Origin of the sequence: Amycolatopsis rifamycinica (assembly GCF_000695625.1) — a bacterium.
Classification (GTDB): domain Bacteria; phylum Actinomycetota; class Actinomycetes; order Mycobacteriales; family Pseudonocardiaceae; genus Amycolatopsis; species Amycolatopsis rifamycinica.
In genome coordinates, this window is the sequence record NZ_JMQI01000079.1 from 141112 (window position 1) to 158954 (window position 17843).

Sequence of the window (17843 nt, forward strand, 5' to 3'; positions counted from 1 at the left end):
GATTTCCAGGAGCGCCGAAGATGCCGTCCGTGTCCCCGCGTGCCGATCTCGAATCGTTGCCGAAATACATCCCCGGCCGGACGATCGAAGGCGCGATCAAGCTGGCGAGCAACGAGGTGCCCGGCGGTGCGCTGCCGAGCGTCGCGCGGGCGATCGCCGAGGCCGCGGCCGGCGTCAACCGCTACCCGGACACCGGCTCGCAGGCCCTGCGCGAGCGGCTGGCCCGCGAGCTGGACGTGCCGGTGGAGCGCGTCGCGATCGGCTGCGGCTCGGTGTCGCTGTGCCAGCAGACGATCCAGGCGGTGTGCGCGCCCGGCGACGAGGTCATCTTCGGCTGGCGGTCCTTCGAGGCGTACCCGATCGTGACGCAGGTCGCGAACGCCGTCTCGGTGAAGGTCCCGATCACCGAGGGCCAGGAGCTCGACCTCGACGCGATGCTCGCGGCGATCACCGACCGGACCCGCGTGGTCTTCGTCTGCAACCCGAACAACCCGACCGGCACGGCCGTGCGCCGCACGGAACTGGAGCGGTTCCTGGCCGCCGTACCCGAGCACGTGCTGGTCGTGCTGGACGAGGCGTACAAGGAGTTCGTCACCGACCCCGAGGTGCCCGACGGCGTCGAGTACACGCGCAGCCGGTCGAACGTCATGGTGCTTCGCACGTTCTCGAAGGCGTACGGCCTCGCGGGCCTTCGCGTCGGTTACGCGGTCGCGCCCGAGCCGATCGCGGACGCGCTTCGCCAGGTGTACGTGGCTTTCTCGGTGAACATGCTGGCCCAGGTGGCCGCGCTCGCGTCGCTCGACGCGGCCGACGAGCTCCTGGCCCGCTGCCAGGACATCGTCGTCGAACGCGGCCGGGTCCGTGAGGCGCTGCTCGAAGCGGGCTACCGGGTGCCGGACACGCAGGCGAACTTCGTCTGGCTGCCGCTCGGTGACCAGGCGGTCCCGTTCGCCGAGCACGCGCTGGACCGCAAGCTGGTGGTGCGCCCGTTCGCCGGCGACGGCGTCCGCGTGACGATCGGAACCCGCGAGGAGAACGACCTGTTCCTGGCCGCGGCCCGCGACTTCAGCTCGCGAACTGCTTGACCACCAGCTGGATGACGGCGGCGACGCCGATCACCACGATGACGCCGCGCAGCACCGCCGGCGGCAGCTTCCGGCCGATCTTCGCGCCGAGGAAGCCGCCGGCGAGCGAGCCGACGGCCAGCCACAGCACGACGGCCCAGCTGATCGGCGCGACGAACGCGTAGATGACCCCGGCGACGAGGTTGACGACGGCGGCGAGGACGTTCTTGACGCCGTTGAGCTTCTGCAGCGGCTCGGACAGCAGCATCCCCATCACGGCCATCAGCATCACGCCCTGCGCGGCGGTGAAGTACCCGCCGTAGATGCCGATGAGGAAGATGAAGAACATCAGCAGCGGCCCGGGCTTGTGCTCGGTCCCGTTCTGTTCGCGCCGCTCGGCGACCCACTTCGACACCTTCGGCTGGATGATCACGAGGACCACGGCCAGGCCGACGAGCACGGGCACGACGGCCTCGAAGGCGTCCTTCGGCAGGGAAAGCAGCAGGATGGTGCCACCGATGGCCCCGAGGAAGGACGCGACGGCGAACTTGGCCGTCTGCGGCCAGTAGCCCTTGAGCTCGTGCCGGTACCCCCACGCACCGCTGAGCGTGCCGGGCGCGAGACCGATGGCGTTGGACGTCGTCGCCGTCACCGGCGGGTAGCCCAGCGCCACGAGCACGGGGAACGTGACGAGCGTCCCCGACCCGACGACGGCGTTGATGGTCCCCGCCCAGACCCCGGCGACCACGACGATCAGCGCGTGCCACCACGTCATGAAGCAATCACGTGCGGAGCCTAAGCACCGTGGCGCCCGCCCGCGACGTACACGGGACAGATGTGGCAGGCCAGACACTCAGCTCACGTGTGCGGGCACCACCTCCGACTCCACCCGCCAGCCCAGCGCGCTGTACAGCCCACGCCCGGCTTCCGACGCCAGCAGCACGCTCGACTGCGCCCCGGCCGCGACGGCCAGCCGGTGCATCACCACGCGGCCGAGGCCTCGCCTCCGGTGCTCCGGCTCGGTCTCGATCCGGTCGAACACCGCGACCCCCGAAGCGACCGCCACCTGGCCCCGGGCCGCCGGAGCGTCGCCGGAGGACACCCGCACCTCCCACACCGGTCCGTCGCCCACCACCTCCACCGAGTACGACGCGGGCACCGCGACCGGCGGCATGGCCCCCTCGAACGCCATCAGGTACTCCGTCTCCCCCGGCGTCCACGCCGGAGTCAGGCCCGCCAGCACCTCGGGACGCGAGCCGCACGTCTTGAGCCACGTTCCCGGCGCCGCCACCGTGCGGGCCCGCGCCGCCACCGCCGCCGGTGTCCGCAGCAGGTAGCGGACCCGGTGGCCGGGCAGGCCGACGTCGATCCGGTAGCCGTCGGGCTCGGCCACCGGGGGCGCGGTCGCCCGGGAGACCGCCCAGCCGTGCACCCAAGCCCCCAGGATGTCCATGCCGGTGATCATGGCAGCCACCCCCGACAATTCCGCGAACTGACAGGATGAGCGGGTGGACAGCGAGCAGGTCTGGAGCGCGACCGTCGACCGGCTGCGGGCGCGGATCGACGCCGGCGACCTGCCGCCGGGCTCCCGGCTGCCCGCCGAGCGCGTCCTGTGCGAGGAGCTCGGCATCAGCCGGGGGTCGCTGCGGCAGGCCCTGCGCGTGCTCGCCTCCATCGGGTACGTCCAGATCCGCGCCGGCTCCGGCACCTACGTCCGTGAGCAGCAGGAACAGCCCTTGCGGACCTGGTTCACCGAGCACGACCAGCTCGTCGAGAAGCTGTTCGACCTGCGGGCGACCGTCGAGCCCACCCTCGCCGAACGGCTGGCCCGGCACGCCACCCCGAAAACCGTGAGCCGGCTCGAGGACAACGTCGCCGAGATGGCGCGGGCCGCCGAAGCCGGGGACATGCTGCACGTCATCGCCGCCGACGCCGAGTTCCACCGGGTGATCGCGCAGAACGCCGGCAACGACGACGTCGCCGGGCTGCTGCGGTCCGTGCTCGCCCTGGTCGGCGAGGAGCGGCGGGCGGCGCTGCGGCTGCCCGGGCAGATCCGCAAGGCCGTCGCCGACCACCGCGCCATCCTCGACGCCATCCGGCGGTCCGACCCCGCCGCCGCCCGCGAGCTGACCCTCAAGCACCTGGTGGACGCCAAGACCTACGCGCACGACTACGCCGCCCACCCCGAAACGCGCTAGACTTTTCACGAGGTTGTGAAACTTCTGGGGGTCGTGATGGAGAAGGTCCGCTTCACCGAAGAAAAAGCCACCAACCTCGCCACCCTGTACGGCCGCGCCCTCGACTACCGCAGCGCGCACCCGATCCTCGGCGACAAGGCGGCCGACGACGCCGTCCGCCGGATCGACTACGACTTCACCAAGATCGGCATCTCCCCCGACCGGGCGGTCTCGGTCGTCCTGCGGGCGAAGCCGATCGACGACTGGGCCGCCGAGTACCTGCGCGACCACCCGGACGCCATCGTGCTGCACCTGGGCTGCGGCATGGACACCCGCTTCCAGCGCCTCGCGCCGCCGGAGACCGTCCACTGGTACGACGTCGACTACCCCGAGGTCGTCGAGCTGCGCGAAAAGCTCTACGAGCACGCGCCGAACCACACCCACATCGGCTCGTCGGTGACCGACTTCGGGTGGCTCGACCGGGTGCCGTCGGACCAGCCGGCGCTGATCGTCGCCGAGGGCCTCACGATGTACCTGAAGCCCGAGGCCGGCACCGAGCTGATCCGCCGGCTGGTCGCGAAGTTCGGCTCGGGCGAGCTGATCTGCGACCTGTTCAACCGGACCGCCATCAAGATCCAGAAGCTCAACGCGCCGGTGCGCAAGGCGGGCGCGACGCTGTACTGGGGCGTCGACGACCCGCGGGAGCTCGAGCGCTACGGCCTCACGTGTGAGTCCTCATTGGACGCCGGACACTGGGCGACCCCGGACGTGCTGGCCAAGATGGGCCCGATGACCCGGTTCCAGCTGCGGATGCTGAAGGTCTTCCCGGCACTGGCCCGGACCGCGCACATCGTCCGGTACCGCTTCTAACGCGGCTCCAGCACCCGCGCGACGAACTTGTGCAGCTTCTCCTCCAGCCGCGCGATGCGCTCCTCGACGGTGAGCGTCTCGTACGGCTGGGGGACATCCGGCTTCCGCTCGCCGCGGACGTACTGGCTGCACGCCAGGTCGCCGCAGGCGTACATGCCCAGCGTGTTGCCGTCACGGCCGGACTTCCCGGCGCGCTTGCCCGAGAACAGCGTGATGTCGGCGAGCCCGTGCGTGGTGGTGCAGAAGCCGCAGGTGTTGCTGCGCAGACGTGACTTCGGCGGCGCGGCCGCACGCAGGGCGAGCCCGACGACCGTACCGCCGTGGGGCAGCACGAGGTAGGCACGCGCGGGCGCCTTCGGGTCGCGCCAGCCGAGGAACTCGCGCCGCTCCCACGGGATCTCCTCGGGCCGGGCGGGCAGCGTCACGCCCTTGGCCTCGCCGCGGGTGCAGTTGACGAACGAGGCCCGGATCTCGTCCGGGGAGAGGGGGTCCATGATCCGCACCGTAACCAGCGGGCACCGGCGGTAGCCACGCATTTTCGGCCGTACGATCACCACCGTGCGCAAGATCGCCGTAGGGAACTTCCGGGTGGTGTTGCGCACCAGCCTGGGCTTCGCCGGGCTGGGCATCGGCTCGAGCGTCGCCGGGTCCGGCGTGGTCGCCCTGCTGCTCGTGCTGCAGGGCCTGCCGGGGGACGTCGGCGACCGCGGCTGGGTGCTCGGCCTGACCGCGGCCGGCATCGTCGCCGCGGCCCTGCTCGCCGGGACGTTGTGGACGGCGTGGCTGCAGCGGCGCACCGCCATCTGGTTCGTGCTCGGCCGCCCGCCGTCGGAGAGCGAGGCGCGGCGCGCGCTGCGGCTGCCGGTCGACATGGCGGTGGTCAGCGGCACGCTCTGGCTGATCGGCACCATCGTCCTCACCGTGCTCGCCGGCGTGCTCGGCTCGGCCCGCGACGCCGTCGGCATGGCCACCGTGATCGGGCTCGGCGGGCTCACCACCGTGGGGCTCACCTACCTCGCCGCCGAGTGGGTGGCGCGGCCGGTGATGACGATCGCACTGGACGTCCTGCCGCCGCGCGGCTCCCTGCCGGTCACCGTGCTGACCCGGCTGGTCGTCACCTGGGCGCTGGCCAGCGGCGTCCCGTTCGTCGGCGTGCTGCTGATCGCCGTGCCGCCGGAACCGGGCTCGGGCGACCACACGGCCAGCCTGATCATGCTGTCGGTGCTCGGCCTCGGTGTCGGCGCGCTCGGCACGGCGCTGCTGGCCAGGGCGGTCGCGGCGCCGCTGCACCGGCTGCGGGTGGCGCTCGACGAGATCGCGCGCGGCGACACCGACGTCACCGTGGACGTCGACGACTCCAGCGAAATCGGCCTCCTCCAGACGTCGGTGAACCAGCTGGCGGCCGGCCTGCGCGAGCAGGCGCGGATGCGGGACCTGTTCGGCAGGCACGTCGGCGCCGACGTCGCCCGGCACGCGCTGGAGTACGGCGCGTCCCTCTCGGGCGACGTCCGCGAGGTCACGGCGTTGTTCGTCGACGTCGTCGACTCGACCGCGCTGGCCTACCGCACCCCGCCGGAGGAACTGGTCGGGAAGCTGAACCGGCTGTTCGCCGCGGTCGTCTCCGCGGTCAACGCGCGCGGCGGGCTGGTCAACAAGTTCCAGGGCGACGCCGCGCTGTGCATCTTCGGCGCGCCGACGCGGCTCGCGGACGCCCCGACGGCCGCGCTGGCGGCGGCGCGGGCGATCCGGGACGCGGTCCGCGAGGCCGGCGAGCTCGACCTCGGCATCGGCGTCTCGAGCGGCCCGGTGTTCGCCGGGCAGCTCGGCTCCAGCAGCCGGCTCGAGTACACCGTGATCGGCGACGCGGTCAACGAGGCCGCGCGGCTCACGGAACTCGCCAAGGCTGTCCCGTCGCGGGTCCTCGCCAGCGACGCGGTCGTCTCAGCGGCCCTGCCGAGCGAAGCCGCGTGCTGGGAGAAGCACGGTGAGCTGGAGCTGCGCGGCCGCGAGGAAGCGACGCCGACCTGGACGACCGGCTCTCAGGACGACTGATCCAGATCCGGCCAGCGCAGCACGGTCGAACCCCAGGTCAGGCCGGCCCCGAACGCGCTGAGCAGCACGCGGTGGCCCGGGACGAGGGTGCCGTCGGCGCGGGCGTCGGCCATGGCGAGCGGGATGGACGCGGCGCTGGTGTTGCCGACCCGGTCGATGTTGGCGACCACGGCGTCGGCGGGCATGCCGAGCTGCTTCGCCGTCGCCTGGAGGATCCGGATGTTCGCCTGGTGCCCGACGAAGCGGTCGACGTCGCCGACCATCCAGCCCGCGCGGTCCAGGACGGTGCGGGACGACTCCGCCATCCGCGCGCAGGCGTGCCGGAACACGGCCGTGCCCTGCATGGCGAGGAAGCGGTCGGCCGGGTGCTCCGAAAGCCGTTTCCGGGCGCCGCCGGCCTCGACCCACAGCAGTTCGGCGTGCTCGCCCTCGCTGTGCAGGTCGAACGGGCCGAACGCGCCGGGCTCGCCGGCGTCACCCGCGCGCAGGAGGACCGCACCGGCGCCGTCGCCGAAGATCGGCACGGTGGTGCGGTCGGCGGGGTCGATGAGCGTGGTGAAGGTGTCGGCGCCGATCACCAGGACGCGCTCGGCCAGCCCGCCCGCGATGAAGCCGGCCGCGGTGGCGAGGGCGTAGACGAACCCGCTGCAGACGGCGTTGACGTCGAAGGCCGCGGCCGTGCCGAGCCCGAGCCGGGCGGCGACCTGCGGCGCGCTGGCCGGACAGGGCTGGTCCGGGGTGGAGGTGGCGAGGACGACGGCGTCGGCGGACGTGCCCCCGAGCGCTTCGCGGCCCGCGCCGACCGCGAGGTCCACAGTGGACTCTTCCGGGCCCGCGACGCGGCGCTCGCGAATCCCGGTGCGGGTCCGGATCCACTCGTCCGAGGTGTCGAGCCGGGTCGCGATTTCGTGGTTGTCCAGGACTTTCGCCGGCAACCAGGAACCGAGACCGGTCAGCACGGCGGCAGGTGCGGACACGGGACAGCCTCCCCACGCCGGCGGGTTGGCGGAGCGACCGGCTGGTCTTCCACTTCTATGGGCTACCCCCTGGTAGACCGGCCAGTTGTGTTCCAGCTCACTGAAAAAGTTGTTTCATCTTGCCCTCGGACGGAGTAGTGAGCGACGTCACGGAGGGGTGAAACCCGGCGAACTGTCGGGGGTGCCGGTTAGCCTGCTGGAGTGCGGACACCCGACCTCGACCAGCTGGACCTCGCCATCCTCGCCTGCCTCCAGGCGGACGCCCGCACGATCGCCGAAACGATCGGCGCGAAAGTCGGCCTCTCCGCCGCGGCGGTGCAGCGGCGGATCAAGCGGCTGCGCGAGGCCGGCGTCATCGAGCGCGAGGTGGCGGTGCTGTCGCCGGCGGCGCTCGGGCTGAGCATGACGTTCGTGGTGACGGTCGAGATGGAGCGGGAGAACCTCGCCGTCTTCGAGGGGTTCCGCCGCCAGGTCCTCGCCGAGGACGCCGTCCAGCAGTGCTACTACGTCACCGGCACGGCGGATTTCGTGCTGATCGTGACGTGCCCGGACATGGCGGGCTTCGAGGCGTTCACCCGGCGGATGTTCTTCGACAACCCGGACGTCCGGCACTTCACGACGAGCGTGGCGATGGACCGCGTGAAGGTGGGCCTCAGCTTGCCGCTCGACCCGTAAGCTGTCCCGCCGGGGGGACGCATGCTTCGGATCTTTCTGGTCGCGACGCTGATCGACGCGCTGGGCAGCGGGCTGTGGGTCCCGTTCGCCCTGTTGTTCCTGGTGCACGGGCAGGGCATGGGCCTGGTCGACGCGGGCGCGTCGCTGAGCACCGGCGCCCTGCTGGCCCTCGTGACCGCCCCGGCGACGGGGGCGGCGATGGACCGCTTCGGCCCCCGTGCCCTGCTCATCGCGGGCAACCTGGTCCGGCTCGCGGCCTTCGCGGCGTACCCGCTGGCGCACACGAGCTGGCCGGTGATCGCGATATCGGCCGTGGCCGGCTTCGGCGACCGGCTGTTCTGGACGTGCAACGCGCCGATGGTGGCCCGGCTCACCTCGGGCAGCGACACCGATCGCGTGCTCGCCACCCAGACGATCGGCCGCTTCGCGGGCGCGGGCCTCGGCGCGGCGGCGATGGCGGTGCTGCCGACGATCACCAGCCCGTGGGCCTTCCACCTGCTGGCGTACGTGAACGCGGCGAGCTTCGCGGTGGCCGCCCTCCTCATCCGCCTCCTCCCGGCACTTTCACGTGAAAGTGCCGTCCCCGGCCGGAAGGGGCACTTTCACGTGAAAGTGCCCTCCGGCGGGTGGCGGGCGGTGGTGGGGGATCGCGGGTTCACCGGGTTCTGCGTCACCCACATGGCGTTCACCCTCGCCAGCGCCAGCAAGTTCTCCGTGCTGCCGCTCGTGGTGCGGGACCTGCTGCATGGTCCACAGTGGATCGCCGGGACCGCGATCACCGTCGGGACCGTGGTCGTCGTCACCGCGCAGCGGCCGATCGTCGCCCTGCTCGCCGGGCGGAGCCGGACCGCCGGGCTGATCGCGGCCGCCGTTCTGTTCGCGGTCTGCTTCGCGCTGCTGATCCCGCTGCAGGCCGTTTCGCTGCCGGTGGCCACCGTGCTGATCCTGCTCACCAGTCTCGGCTTCTCGATCGCCGAAGCCCTCTTCGGCCCGACCGCCACCGCCGCGGCCGCCGCGGCCGCTCCGCCGGGGGCCGAAGGGCGGGCCAGCTCCATCTTCCAGCTGTCCTGGGGGCTGCCCCTCGCGCTCGCACCGGGCCTGCTGGCCACCCTGCTCAGCGTCAGCAACGCGCTGACCTGGGCCATCCTCGCCCTGACCTGCGCGTCCGCCGTCCCCGCGCTGCTCGTGCTCCGGCGCAAGCTGCCGGACGCGCTGCGCGAACCGTCACGACCCGTGTCTGCCTGAACGCAAGGGGTATGTGCCCGGTGTTACACCACAATGGACGGATGCAACCGATCAAGTGAACGTGAGAGCTTCTCCGTCATGACCGTTGGCCCTGGTCATCTCCTTGCCGAAGAGAGTTCGCGCCGCGCGAACCGACCGCGAGACTCCAGGAGGGGCCGTGCACACCGACGCCGTACACCAGAGCCAGTTCGTGCTGCTGAACGAGAGCACCACGCCCGTCCTGTCCCGCCTGTCCTACCACGCCCACGAACCCTTCGCGGTCACCGTGGCCTTCCGGACCGAGCGCGGCCGGTGGATCGAGTGGACCTTCGCGCGTGACCTGCTCGTGGCCGGGCTCGACGAGCCGGCCGGCCTCGGCGACGTCCGGATCCGCCCGGACCTCTCCGAAGACGAAGATTTCCTCACCCTGGAAATCGAGTCACCGGACGGCTATGCGTCGTTCGAACTCGAAGTCGAAGACGTCCGGACCTTCCTGGACGCCTCCACCGAACTGGTGCCGCTCGGCGAGGAGAGCGCGCACTTCGACGTCGACGGGCTGATCGAGGAGATCAGCAACGTCTGACCCGCAGACCTCCCCTTCCCGCGGCGAGGACGAAGGGCGGGTTCCGGGCGCGCTGGAGGCGCCCGGAACCCGCCCTTCCGCGTACCGGGATCAGCTGGTCTTGAGGGTGGTGCCGGTGCCGGAAAGCGCGCCGGCGATCGGGTAGAAGTACGTCACGGACGTGTTGCCGCCGGACAGGACGCCCTGCGCGTAGTTGCCGGCGATGAAGCCGCCGCCCGAGTCACCCGCGGCCGAGCGGACGTTGGTCGCGGTCATGCCGTTGACCGTGCCCTCGGCGTAGCGGACGCTCTGGTTCTTGGCGCCGATGGTCCCGCAGGTCCAGCCGGTGGTGGAGCCGGCCTTGCAGACCGACGTGCCGGTCGCGGCGTTCGACTGGCCGCGCACCGCGGTCCCGTTGTTCATCTGGGCGACCGGGGTCCAGCTGCTGTTGGTCCGGACCGCCGCGTAGTCGACACCGGGGAAGCGGTAGGTGATCCAGCTGCCGAGTGCCGCCCCGTTCGACCCGGTCAGCGAGCCGCCGCCGGTGAGCGCACCGCAGTGGCCGGCGGTGACGAAGCCGGTCGTGGTCGCGAAGCCGACCGAGCAGCGCGACGAGCCGCCGATGTAGTAGGCGTCGCCACCGCGGATGTTGGCGTAGGTGGTGGGCTTCACCGCGGTTTCGCGGATCGTCACCACGGACTTGTCCACACCGGACTTGGCGAGGAACGCGTCCGCGGCGGCGCGCTGGCCCTGCAGCACGTCCAGGGTGACGCGGTTGGTGGCGTCGTCGACGCCCCAGCCGGTGATCGCGGCGGGCGCCGCCTTGTCGGCCGCGTTGAGGGTGTCCACAGTGGAATTGAGCTGGCGCGCGCTGAACCGCACGACTTCCGCTTCGGCGCCCGCTTCGCGGATCTTGCCGGCCAGCGCGGCGTTCGTCGTGGTGACGTGCGCCTTGCCCGTGGCGGCGTTGTAGGTGGCGCCACCGAACGCGTCGCCGAGCGCCGCGGTCAGCGATTCGGTGACCCGGGTCGCGACGTCCTCGCTCTTCAGCCGCGCGATCGCCTGGTCGTGGGTCAGGCCGAGGTCCCGCTGCATGGCGGGCACCATGTCGGGGTTCAGCAGGTCCTGGCCCGACGCGGGGACGGCGGTCGCGGCCAGCGCGCCCGTCGCCATGACCGCGGTGGCAGCGGCACCGAGAAGTCTCGCGATCTTCATGCTTCTCCCTAGGTGGTTACGCGCGGCTCCACACCGGCCACGCAGTGGTACTCCCCGGGTGAGCGTCCCCGCAGGGGGCGTTACGGTGCAATCCGGGCGCCCGGCGAATGGGTATACGCATTCACCGCGGACGTATCCCCTGCTCCAGCCGGACTCAAGCGTCCGCCGTCACCCGGTCGGACAGGTCCGTAAGTAGGGTTTCCGTGAACTACTTTCAGTAGTTGTCCACACCACTCGAACGCGTGAAGCGACGCTCGAACGCGCGATCGGCCCGCGATTCGCACGCTGGGTGACCCGATCCCCCCGGTTCCCGCAGCAAATCGGTGACGGTCGGTAGGCGGACGTGTGACGACAGCACCGGCCCCGTATTCGGTGAAAGGTTTACGGACGGATCAGCGCTGCTTAGGCTCCGCGCACCAGTTCTCCGGTGTGCGTCGAGGAGGTCATATGTGGCTGACCACCCCCCGCCCCACCTCGGTGTCCGTCCGGTCGGGACCCGCCCGGCTGACCGGCCGCGACACCGAGCTCGACGCCATCGTCGCCGTCCTCCGAAGGCGCCCGGCCGCGGTCCTGATCGAGGGTGAAGCCGGCATGGGCCGCACCCGGCTGCTCGCGGAGATCGGACGGCGCAAGGAGTTCGACGGCGGTCGCGTGCTCGCCGGCGCCTGCCAGCCGTTGCGGGAACCCTTTCCCTACGGACCCATCCTGGAAGCGCTTCGCGCCGTGGGCGACACCCCGCTCGGCCCGCTCAGCCCGGTCGCCGGCGTGCTGCGGCCGTTGCTGCCGGAACTCGCGGAAGCGCTTCCCGAGCGGCCCGAACCCCTCCCCGACCCGGTCGCCGAACGCCATCGCGTGTTCCGCGCGGTGCGGGAACTCCTCCAAGCCTGCGGACCGGCGCTCCTGCTCATCGACGACCTCCAGTGGGCCGACGAGGACACCCGCGACCTCATGCGGTTCCTCTCCGGCTCGATGCCGCCCGAGCTGGCGGTGGTCGCCACCTACCGGTCGGGGACCGACACGCGGGGTGCCCCGTTCCGGACCGGCCCGGCGGTCCATTCCGCCCGCGTCGCGCTCGGCGCGCTCGATGTCGCCGCGGTGCGCGAGCTGGCCGCCGACCTGCTCGACCTGCCCCGGGTGACCGACGACTTCGCGGCGAAGCTGCACGAATGCACGGCCGGGATCCCGTTCGTCGTCGAGGAAACGCTGCGGGCGCTGAAGGAAGCGGCCGAACGGCTCCCGGTCGGCGAGGTCCTTTCCGACCGCCTGCTGGAGAACCTCGAAGTCCCGGTGCTGCTGCGGGAAGCCGTCACCGAACGGCTGTCCGCGCTGCCCGAGCACGCCGTACGGCTCGCCGGCGCGGCCGCGGTGCTCGGCGTCGGCGCCGACGCCACCGTGCTCGGCGAGCTGGCCGGCCTCTCCGGTGACGTTCTCCGCACGGCGTTGCTCGACGCCCTCTCCGGCGGAGTGCTCGGCGAAGTCGGCGACGGCAAGTACGGCTTCCGGCACCCGCTGGCGCGCAAGGCGGTCTACGACACGGTGAGCGGACCCGAACGCGCTTTGCTGCACGCGCAGGCGATCCGCGTGCTCGCCGCGCAGCCGTCCCCGCCGCTCACCCTGCTGGCCCGGCACTCGCGCGCCGCCGGCCGCGTCGACCAGTGGCGGCACTACGCGGAAGCGGCCGCCGACGAGGCCATCACCCGCGGCGAGACGTCCCGCGCGATCGACCTCCTGCAGTCGGTGCTCGCCGAACCCGGGCCGTCGCAGGCCGACACCGGGCGTGTGGCGGGCAAGCTGAGCCAGGTCGCGCTGCGCGGGTTCCGCCCCGAGGTGCTCGGCACGCTGCAGCGCGTCCTCGAAGAGGTGACGCTGCCGCCGTCGGTCCGCGGGTCGATCCGGCTGAGCGTCGGCATGCTGCTGGTCCGGACCATCGGCGGGCTCGGCCGGGGCCGCCTGGAGGTCGAGCGCGCGGTCGGCGAGCTGACCGACCGGCCGGACCTCGCCGCCCGGGGGATCACCCTGCTCGCCCAGCCGATCGACGGGCTGACGCCGTTGTCGTGGCACGAAGCCTGGCGGGCTCGCGCGGGCGAGGTCTACGAGCGGCTCGACGACCCCGAGCTGCGGCTCGCGCTGACCGCCGACCGCATCGCGGCGGCGTCGCACGTCGGCGACGGCTCGGCGTGGACGGAGTTCGAAGCGCTGTCGGACACCGTCGGCACGGTCGCCGAGCGCGTCCAGCTGGCCCGGCTGTGGTGCAACCTGGCCGACGGGCAGTCGTGGGCCGGGCACCTCGACCGCGCCGAGCGGCTGGTGACCGAGGGCGTCCGGCGCGCGACCGACGCGGGCGCGCTGTACGCGATCGGCCTGATCCAGGGCACCCGCGTCCGGCTGGACTGGGTGCGCGGGCGCTGGACCGGCCTCGCCGAAGCCGCCGAGCAGCTGCGGGACAGCTACCCGGAGCTCGGCCCGATCGTCATGGAGTCCTCGCTGGTGCTCGGCGGCCTCGCGGCCGTGCGCGGGGAGTTCGCCGCCGCGCAACGGCACCTGACGGCGGCGAGCGTGCACGCGCCGGACCGCGGCCCGATCCCGGTGGTGCTCTCGGCCGCCGGGGTGCTGATCTCGGTGCTGCTGGCGACCGACGACGTCGACGGCGCCTGCGCGGCGGCCGACACGGCGGTGGCCGCGGCCGGGCGCAAGGGCGTCTGGATCTGGGCGGCCGCGCTGGTCCCGGCGGCGGCGCAGGCGTACGCGCGGGCCGGGCGCTGGCCGGAGGCCGACAACGTGGTCGAGGCGTTCGCGCGCGGCATCGAGGGCCGTGACGCGCCGGTGGCCGCGGCCGCGCTGGTGGCCGGCCGCGCGGTCCTGCTCGAGGCACGCGGCAAGCACCTGGCCGCGGCGACGTTGTTCGACGAAGCGGCGTCCGGCTACGCGGCCCTGCCGATGCCCTACCCGGCGACGGCCATGCGCGAACGCGCGTCGATGTGCCGCCTGGCGGCGGGCAACCGGTCGGCCGTCGACGAGCTGACTTCGGCGGCCGAGGCGTACGAGCAGCTCGGCGCGACCCGCGACGCCGGACGCTGCCGTCACCAGCTGCGCGAGCACGGCGCTTGGGCGCCTTCGCAACGCGGACGGCGGGGGTACGGCAGTGAGCTGTCGCCGCGGGAGCGCGAAGTGGCGCGGATGCTCGCGGAGGGACGCACGAACCGCGAGATCGCGGACGGCCTGTTCCTCTCCCCGCGAACGGTGGAACAGCACGTGGCCAAGGTCCTGCGCAAACTCGGTGCCCGCTCACGCACGGACGTGGCCCGCAAGCTCCCCGGCGAGGTCACCACCGCCCCCGCCGGCTGACCCTCCGCGGCACTTTCACGTGAAAGTGCCGCCCTGGGAGGGGCACTTTCACGTGAAAGTGCCCGCGGGGTCGTTAGCGTGGGCCGGTGACTGAAGAGGCACTTCCCGCGTGGCGGCGGCGGACTTCCGGGGAGACCCGCTGGCCCGCGATGGGCGTCGTCGTCGCGACGCTCGTCCTGCAGGTCGCCCTGCCCGACGACATGGCGCTGCGCCCGTGGTGGCTGCTGCCCGCCGTGTCCGTGCTGCTCGTCGTCGCGCTGCTGCTGGTCAACCCGGGACGGATGACGCACGTCAGCGCCGTCGAGCGGACCATCTCCCTGCTCATCGTCGGCCTGGTCACCGTGGTGAACGCCTGGTCGGCGGCGAGCCTGGTCTACGGCATCGGCACCGGCACGATCGACGACCGGGCCGGCGCCGTGCTCGTCACCGGCGGCGTCGTCTACTGGACGAACGTCGTGGTCTTCTCCCTGTGGTACTGGGAGTTCGACCGCGGCGGACCGGGCCGCCGGGCCGCGGGCCGGGCCGAGTTCCCCGACCTGCAGTTCCCGCAGATGGCCGACCCGGACCTCGCGCACCGCGACTGGGAGCCGTCCTATCTGGACTACCTGTACTTCTCGTTCACCAACGCGGCCGCCTTCAGCCCCACCGACGTCATGCCCCTGCGGATCTGGGCGAAGATGACGATGATGCTGCAGGCGGCCATCTCGCTGGTGCTCGCCCTGATGGTGGTCGCCTGGGCGGTCGGCGGCCTCAAATAGCCGTCTCGGTGAAGACCCGTAAAGGCCTCCGCGGGGGAAGAGGCCTTTACGGGTCCATGTCGCTCACCTACCGCCCGGTCAGGTGAGCGGGGCTATTGCTGAGCCTGCGCGTGCGCGGCGTCCACGAACTGGGTCGTGTACGTCTTCGACAGGTCTATCTTTTCTTTCTTGGGCTTCACGTTGCTCGACGACTCGCCGAGCACCTTGAGGACGTTCTGCGCGCCCGCCGGGTCCATCCGGCCGTCCTTGGTGAACATCGGCAGGCTGTCCCGCAGCGACTTCACGTACAGCGCCTTGTCCCCGCCCGCGAACGACGGCGGCATCATCGCGGCGACCTGTTCCGGTGTGTGCGAAGAAATCCACTTGAGGGTCTCGACGTACGCGTTGGCCAGCTTCTGCACGATGTCCGGATAGCGTTTGACGATCTCGCAGCCCATGTACAGCGAGCTCGCCGGGTACAAACCACCCAACGCGGCCTTCGTGCCTTCGACCGTGCGCATGTCGAAAAGCACCTTCGCCTGGCCCGTGTTCGTCAGCTGCGCGATCGTCGGGTCGGTCGTCATTCCGGCGTCGATCGAGCCCTGGTTCATCGCCGAGATGAACGTCTGCCCGGCCCCGACCTTCACCGGCGTGTATTCCTTCGACGTGACGCCGCCGCGCAGGGCCAGGGCCTTCGTCAGGAAGTCCGTCGAGGAACCCAGCGACGTGACGCCCAGGTTGCGGCCCTTGAAGTCCGCGCCGGACCTGACCTCGCCCGCCTTCGCCGTCGCGACCATCTCGGCCTCGCCCGGCACGTTCGCGAACTGCACCACGCTTTCGATGCACTGTTCCTTGGCCTGCAGGTCGATCGTGTGGTCGTAGAACCCGACCACCGCCTGCACCTCGCCGGCCAGCAGCGACGTCTCGGCGTTCGCGCCGGACGGCTGGTCGAAGAGCTCGACGTCGAGGCCCTGCCGCTGGTACGCGCCGATCTGCTGGGCCAGCTGGCCGGGCAGGTAGATCACCTTCGACAGGCCGCCGACCATGATCTTGATGTGCGGCTTCCCGGTGGTGCCGAGCGCGATCTCCCGCGAGTCGCGGCAGGCGGTGACCCCGGCCAGTGCGACCGCGAGCGCGGCCACCACGCCGACTGTCCTCTTGAGACGCATATCAGACCGCCTTGATCGCGGCTTCGGAGGCCGACGGCGGCCGCCACCGCAGCAGCCTGCCTTCCAGCGTGCTGATCCCCCACTCGGCCAGCAGCGCGACGACGGTGATGATCAGCATCCCGGCGTACACCCCGGCGGTGTCGAACGTGCCCTGGGCGTTGGCGATCAGGAAGCCCATGCCGGCCTTCGCGCCGGTGTACTCGCCGACGACCGCGCCGATCAGCGCGAAGCCGAACGCCACGTGCAGCGACGATAGGATCCACGACGTCGCGCTGGGCAGCACGATCGACTTGAGCACCTGGCCGCGGGTCGCGCCGAGGATGCGGGCGTTGTCGATCAGGTTCCGGTCCACCTCGCGGGCGCCGGTGAAGGCGTTGAAGAACACCGCGAAGAACACGAGTACGACGACGGTCGCGACCTTCGACGACAGCCCGAGCCCGAACCAGATGACGAACAGCGCGGCGAGCACGATGCGCGGCAGGGCGTTGGCGGCCTTGATGAACGGCGCCAGCACCTGCGCGAGGTAGCTGCTGCGGCCGAGGATCACGCCGAACACGACACCGGCGATGGCGCCGATGACGAAGCCGATCGCGGCCTCCTCGACGGTCACCAGGATCTGGTACCAGATCGAGCCGAAGTCGGTTCCGGTGCTGAACCACTCGACGAGCCGTTCCCAGATCTTCGACGGCTTCGAGTAGAAGAACGGGTCGATCCAGTACGTCGCGGTCAGCTCCCAGCTGCCCAGCCAGACGACGACGATCGCCAGGCGCAGCAGCCAGATGTTGCGCTTGCGGCGCGCGGTGGCCTGCTTCGCGCGGGCCAGGATGTCCTGCTCGGTCTCCAGGACCGGCAAGGGAGCGGCCGGGGCCGCGGGGGTCTCAAGCGACATTGCTCGCTCCCTTCTCACGGGCCTTGTCGACCTCGCTGCGCAGTGATTCCCAGATGTCGGCGTAGAGCCTGCGGAACTCCTCGGTCAGCCGCAGCTCCTCCACCTTCCGCGGCCGTTCCAGGGGAATCTCGAAGACGTCCTTCACGGTGGCCGGCCCGGTCGTCAGCACGACGACCTTGTCCGCCAGCGCGATGGCTTCGTCGAGGTCGTGCGTCACGAAGATCACCGCGGCACCCGAACCGGACCACAGCCGCAGCAGCTCGTCCTGCATCAGCGCCCGCGTCTGGACGTCGAGCGCGGAGAACGGCTCGTCCATCAGCAGGATCTTCGGCTTGGTGACGAGCGTCTGGGCCAGCGCCACACGCTTGCGCATGCCGCCGGAGAGCTGGTGCGGGTAGTACTTCTCGAACCCGGCGAGCCCGACGCGGGCGATCCAGTCGACGGCCTGCGCGCGGGCCTCGGCCTTCGGCACCCCGCGGAAGCGCGGGCCGGAAGCGACGTTCTCCAGCACCGAGCGCCACGGCATCACCGCGTCGGTCTGGAACATGTAGCCGACCCCGTCCGGAATGGACTTCACGTCCGCGCCGTTCACCCGCACCCGGCCGGCCGACGGCGGCTGCAGGCCGGAGACCAGCGAGAGCGTCGTCGACTTGCCGCAGCCGGTGGGGCCGACGACGGCGACGAACTCGCCGGGCTGGACGGTCATGGTCAGATCGCGGACGGCCGTGTGCACGGAACCGGACCCGCTCGGGAACCGTTTGGTGGCTCCGGTGAGTTCGATCAGTGGGGGAACCATGGTGGAGGTGACTCCTTCGTCACGTGGTGGGGCTCACGTTGGGAAGGGACGTTAAGGACGCGAGTCGCCGAGGTGAAGCTTGTCGACGTTC

At 71.5% G+C, this 17843-nt stretch carries 17 protein-coding genes; 9 read left to right on the top strand and 8 right to left on the bottom strand.

Annotated features, from left to right (window positions below; all coding sequences use genetic code 11):
- The first annotated feature begins 20 nt into the window (after window positions 1–20).
- Window positions 21–1085, top strand: coding sequence for a histidinol-phosphate transaminase (gene hisC / locus DV20_RS39070; protein WP_043788562.1), 1065 nt, complete (start codon window positions 21–23; stop codon window positions 1083–1085).
- On the opposite strand, the gene DV20_RS39075 is transcribed toward hisC, so the two are convergent.
- Window positions 1066–1839: a sulfite exporter TauE/SafE family protein gene (locus tag DV20_RS39075; protein ID WP_043788563.1), complete on the bottom strand. Its 774-nt coding sequence runs from the start codon at window positions 1837–1839 to the stop codon at window positions 1066–1068. The two genes, hisC and DV20_RS39075, sit on opposite strands and share 20 nt — an antisense overlap.
- 78 nt (window positions 1840–1917) lie before the next feature.
- The gene (locus tag DV20_RS39080; protein ID WP_043788565.1) at window positions 1918–2529 is read right to left on the bottom strand and encodes a GNAT family N-acetyltransferase; all 612 of its coding nucleotides are present in this window, start codon (window positions 2527–2529) and stop codon (window positions 1918–1920) included.
- Between the two features lie 43 nt (window positions 2530–2572).
- Between DV20_RS39080 and DV20_RS39085 the strand changes: the two genes are divergently transcribed.
- Complete coding sequence (locus DV20_RS39085; protein WP_043788566.1) at window positions 2573–3262, top strand: FadR/GntR family transcriptional regulator; 690 nt, start codon at window positions 2573–2575, stop codon at window positions 3260–3262.
- 15 nt (window positions 3263–3277) lie between these two features.
- Complete coding sequence (locus tag DV20_RS39090) at window positions 3278–4111, top strand: class I SAM-dependent methyltransferase (protein WP_235191127.1); 834 nt, start codon at window positions 3278–3280, stop codon at window positions 4109–4111.
- On the opposite strand, the gene DV20_RS39095 is transcribed toward DV20_RS39090, so the two are convergent.
- On the bottom strand, window positions 4108–4605 hold the full coding sequence (locus DV20_RS39095; RefSeq protein ID WP_043788827.1) for an FBP domain-containing protein: 498 nt from the start codon (window positions 4603–4605) through the stop codon (window positions 4108–4110). The two genes, DV20_RS39090 and DV20_RS39095, sit on opposite strands and share 4 nt — an antisense overlap.
- A 64-nt stretch (window positions 4606–4669) precedes the next feature.
- On the opposite strand from DV20_RS39095, the gene DV20_RS39100 reads away from it, so the two are divergent.
- Window positions 4670–6163 carry an adenylate/guanylate cyclase domain-containing protein gene (locus tag DV20_RS39100; protein WP_043788570.1) on the top strand — a complete coding sequence of 498 codons (1494 nt, stop codon included), beginning with the start codon at window positions 4670–4672 and terminating at the stop codon, window positions 6161–6163.
- On the opposite strand, the gene DV20_RS39105 is transcribed toward DV20_RS39100, so the two are convergent.
- A complete protein-coding gene (locus tag DV20_RS39105; RefSeq protein WP_043788572.1) occupies window positions 6151–7140 on the bottom strand; it encodes a beta-ketoacyl-ACP synthase III in 990 nt (329 codons plus the stop codon). The two genes, DV20_RS39100 and DV20_RS39105, sit on opposite strands and share 13 nt — an antisense overlap.
- 201 nt (window positions 7141–7341) lie before the next feature.
- Here DV20_RS39105 and DV20_RS39110 point away from each other — a divergent pair, with 201 nt between their 5' ends.
- The 3 genes from DV20_RS39110 to DV20_RS39120 all read left to right on the top strand — a co-directional run bounded on the left by DV20_RS39110 (window position 7342) and on the right by DV20_RS39120 (window position 9622).
- Window positions 7342–7815 carry an Lrp/AsnC family transcriptional regulator gene (locus tag DV20_RS39110; protein ID WP_043788574.1) on the top strand — a complete coding sequence of 158 codons (474 nt, stop codon included), beginning with the start codon at window positions 7342–7344 and terminating at the stop codon, window positions 7813–7815.
- Between the two features lie 21 nt (window positions 7816–7836).
- Entirely contained in the window at window positions 7837–9060 is a 1224-nt protein-coding gene (locus tag DV20_RS39115; RefSeq protein ID WP_043788575.1) for an MFS transporter, read from the top strand.
- Window positions 9061–9217: 157 nt separating this feature from the next.
- On the top strand, window positions 9218–9622 hold the full coding sequence (locus DV20_RS39120) for an SsgA family sporulation/cell division regulator (RefSeq protein WP_043788576.1): 405 nt from the start codon (window positions 9218–9220) through the stop codon (window positions 9620–9622).
- Window positions 9623–9712: 90 nt separating this feature from the next.
- Here the strand turns inward: DV20_RS39120 and DV20_RS39125 are convergent, their stop codons facing one another.
- Window positions 9713–10816, bottom strand: coding sequence for a S1 family peptidase (locus DV20_RS39125; protein WP_043788577.1), 1104 nt, complete (start codon window positions 10814–10816; stop codon window positions 9713–9715).
- Between the two features lie 447 nt (window positions 10817–11263).
- Between DV20_RS39125 and DV20_RS39130 the strand changes: the two genes are divergently transcribed.
- Window positions 11264–14161, top strand: a complete 2898-nt coding sequence (locus DV20_RS39130; protein ID WP_043788579.1) for an ATP-binding protein — start codon at window positions 11264–11266, stop codon at window positions 14159–14161.
- A gap of 149 nt (window positions 14162–14310) precedes the next feature.
- Window positions 14311–14919: a hypothetical protein gene (locus tag DV20_RS39135; RefSeq protein WP_043788580.1), complete on the top strand. Its 609-nt coding sequence runs from the start codon at window positions 14311–14313 to the stop codon at window positions 14917–14919.
- A gap of 92 nt (window positions 14920–15011) precedes the next feature.
- Here the strand turns inward: DV20_RS39135 and DV20_RS39140 are convergent, their stop codons facing one another.
- From DV20_RS39140 to DV20_RS39150, 3 genes are read right to left on the bottom strand one after another with little or no spacing between them, the layout of a single operon-like run.
- Window positions 15012–16067, bottom strand: coding sequence for an ABC transporter substrate-binding protein (locus tag DV20_RS39140; protein WP_200876592.1), 1056 nt, complete (start codon window positions 16065–16067; stop codon window positions 15012–15014).
- A 1-nt stretch (window position 16068) separates the two neighbouring features.
- Window positions 16069–16956: an ABC transporter permease gene (locus DV20_RS39145; protein WP_043788583.1), complete on the bottom strand. Its 888-nt coding sequence runs from the start codon at window positions 16954–16956 to the stop codon at window positions 16069–16071.
- Entirely contained in the window at window positions 16946–17752 is an 807-nt protein-coding gene (locus DV20_RS39150) for an ABC transporter ATP-binding protein (RefSeq protein WP_043788584.1), read from the bottom strand. Before DV20_RS39150 ends, DV20_RS39145 begins: the two co-directional genes overlap by 11 nt.
- Window positions 17753–17843: the final 91 nt, after the last annotated feature.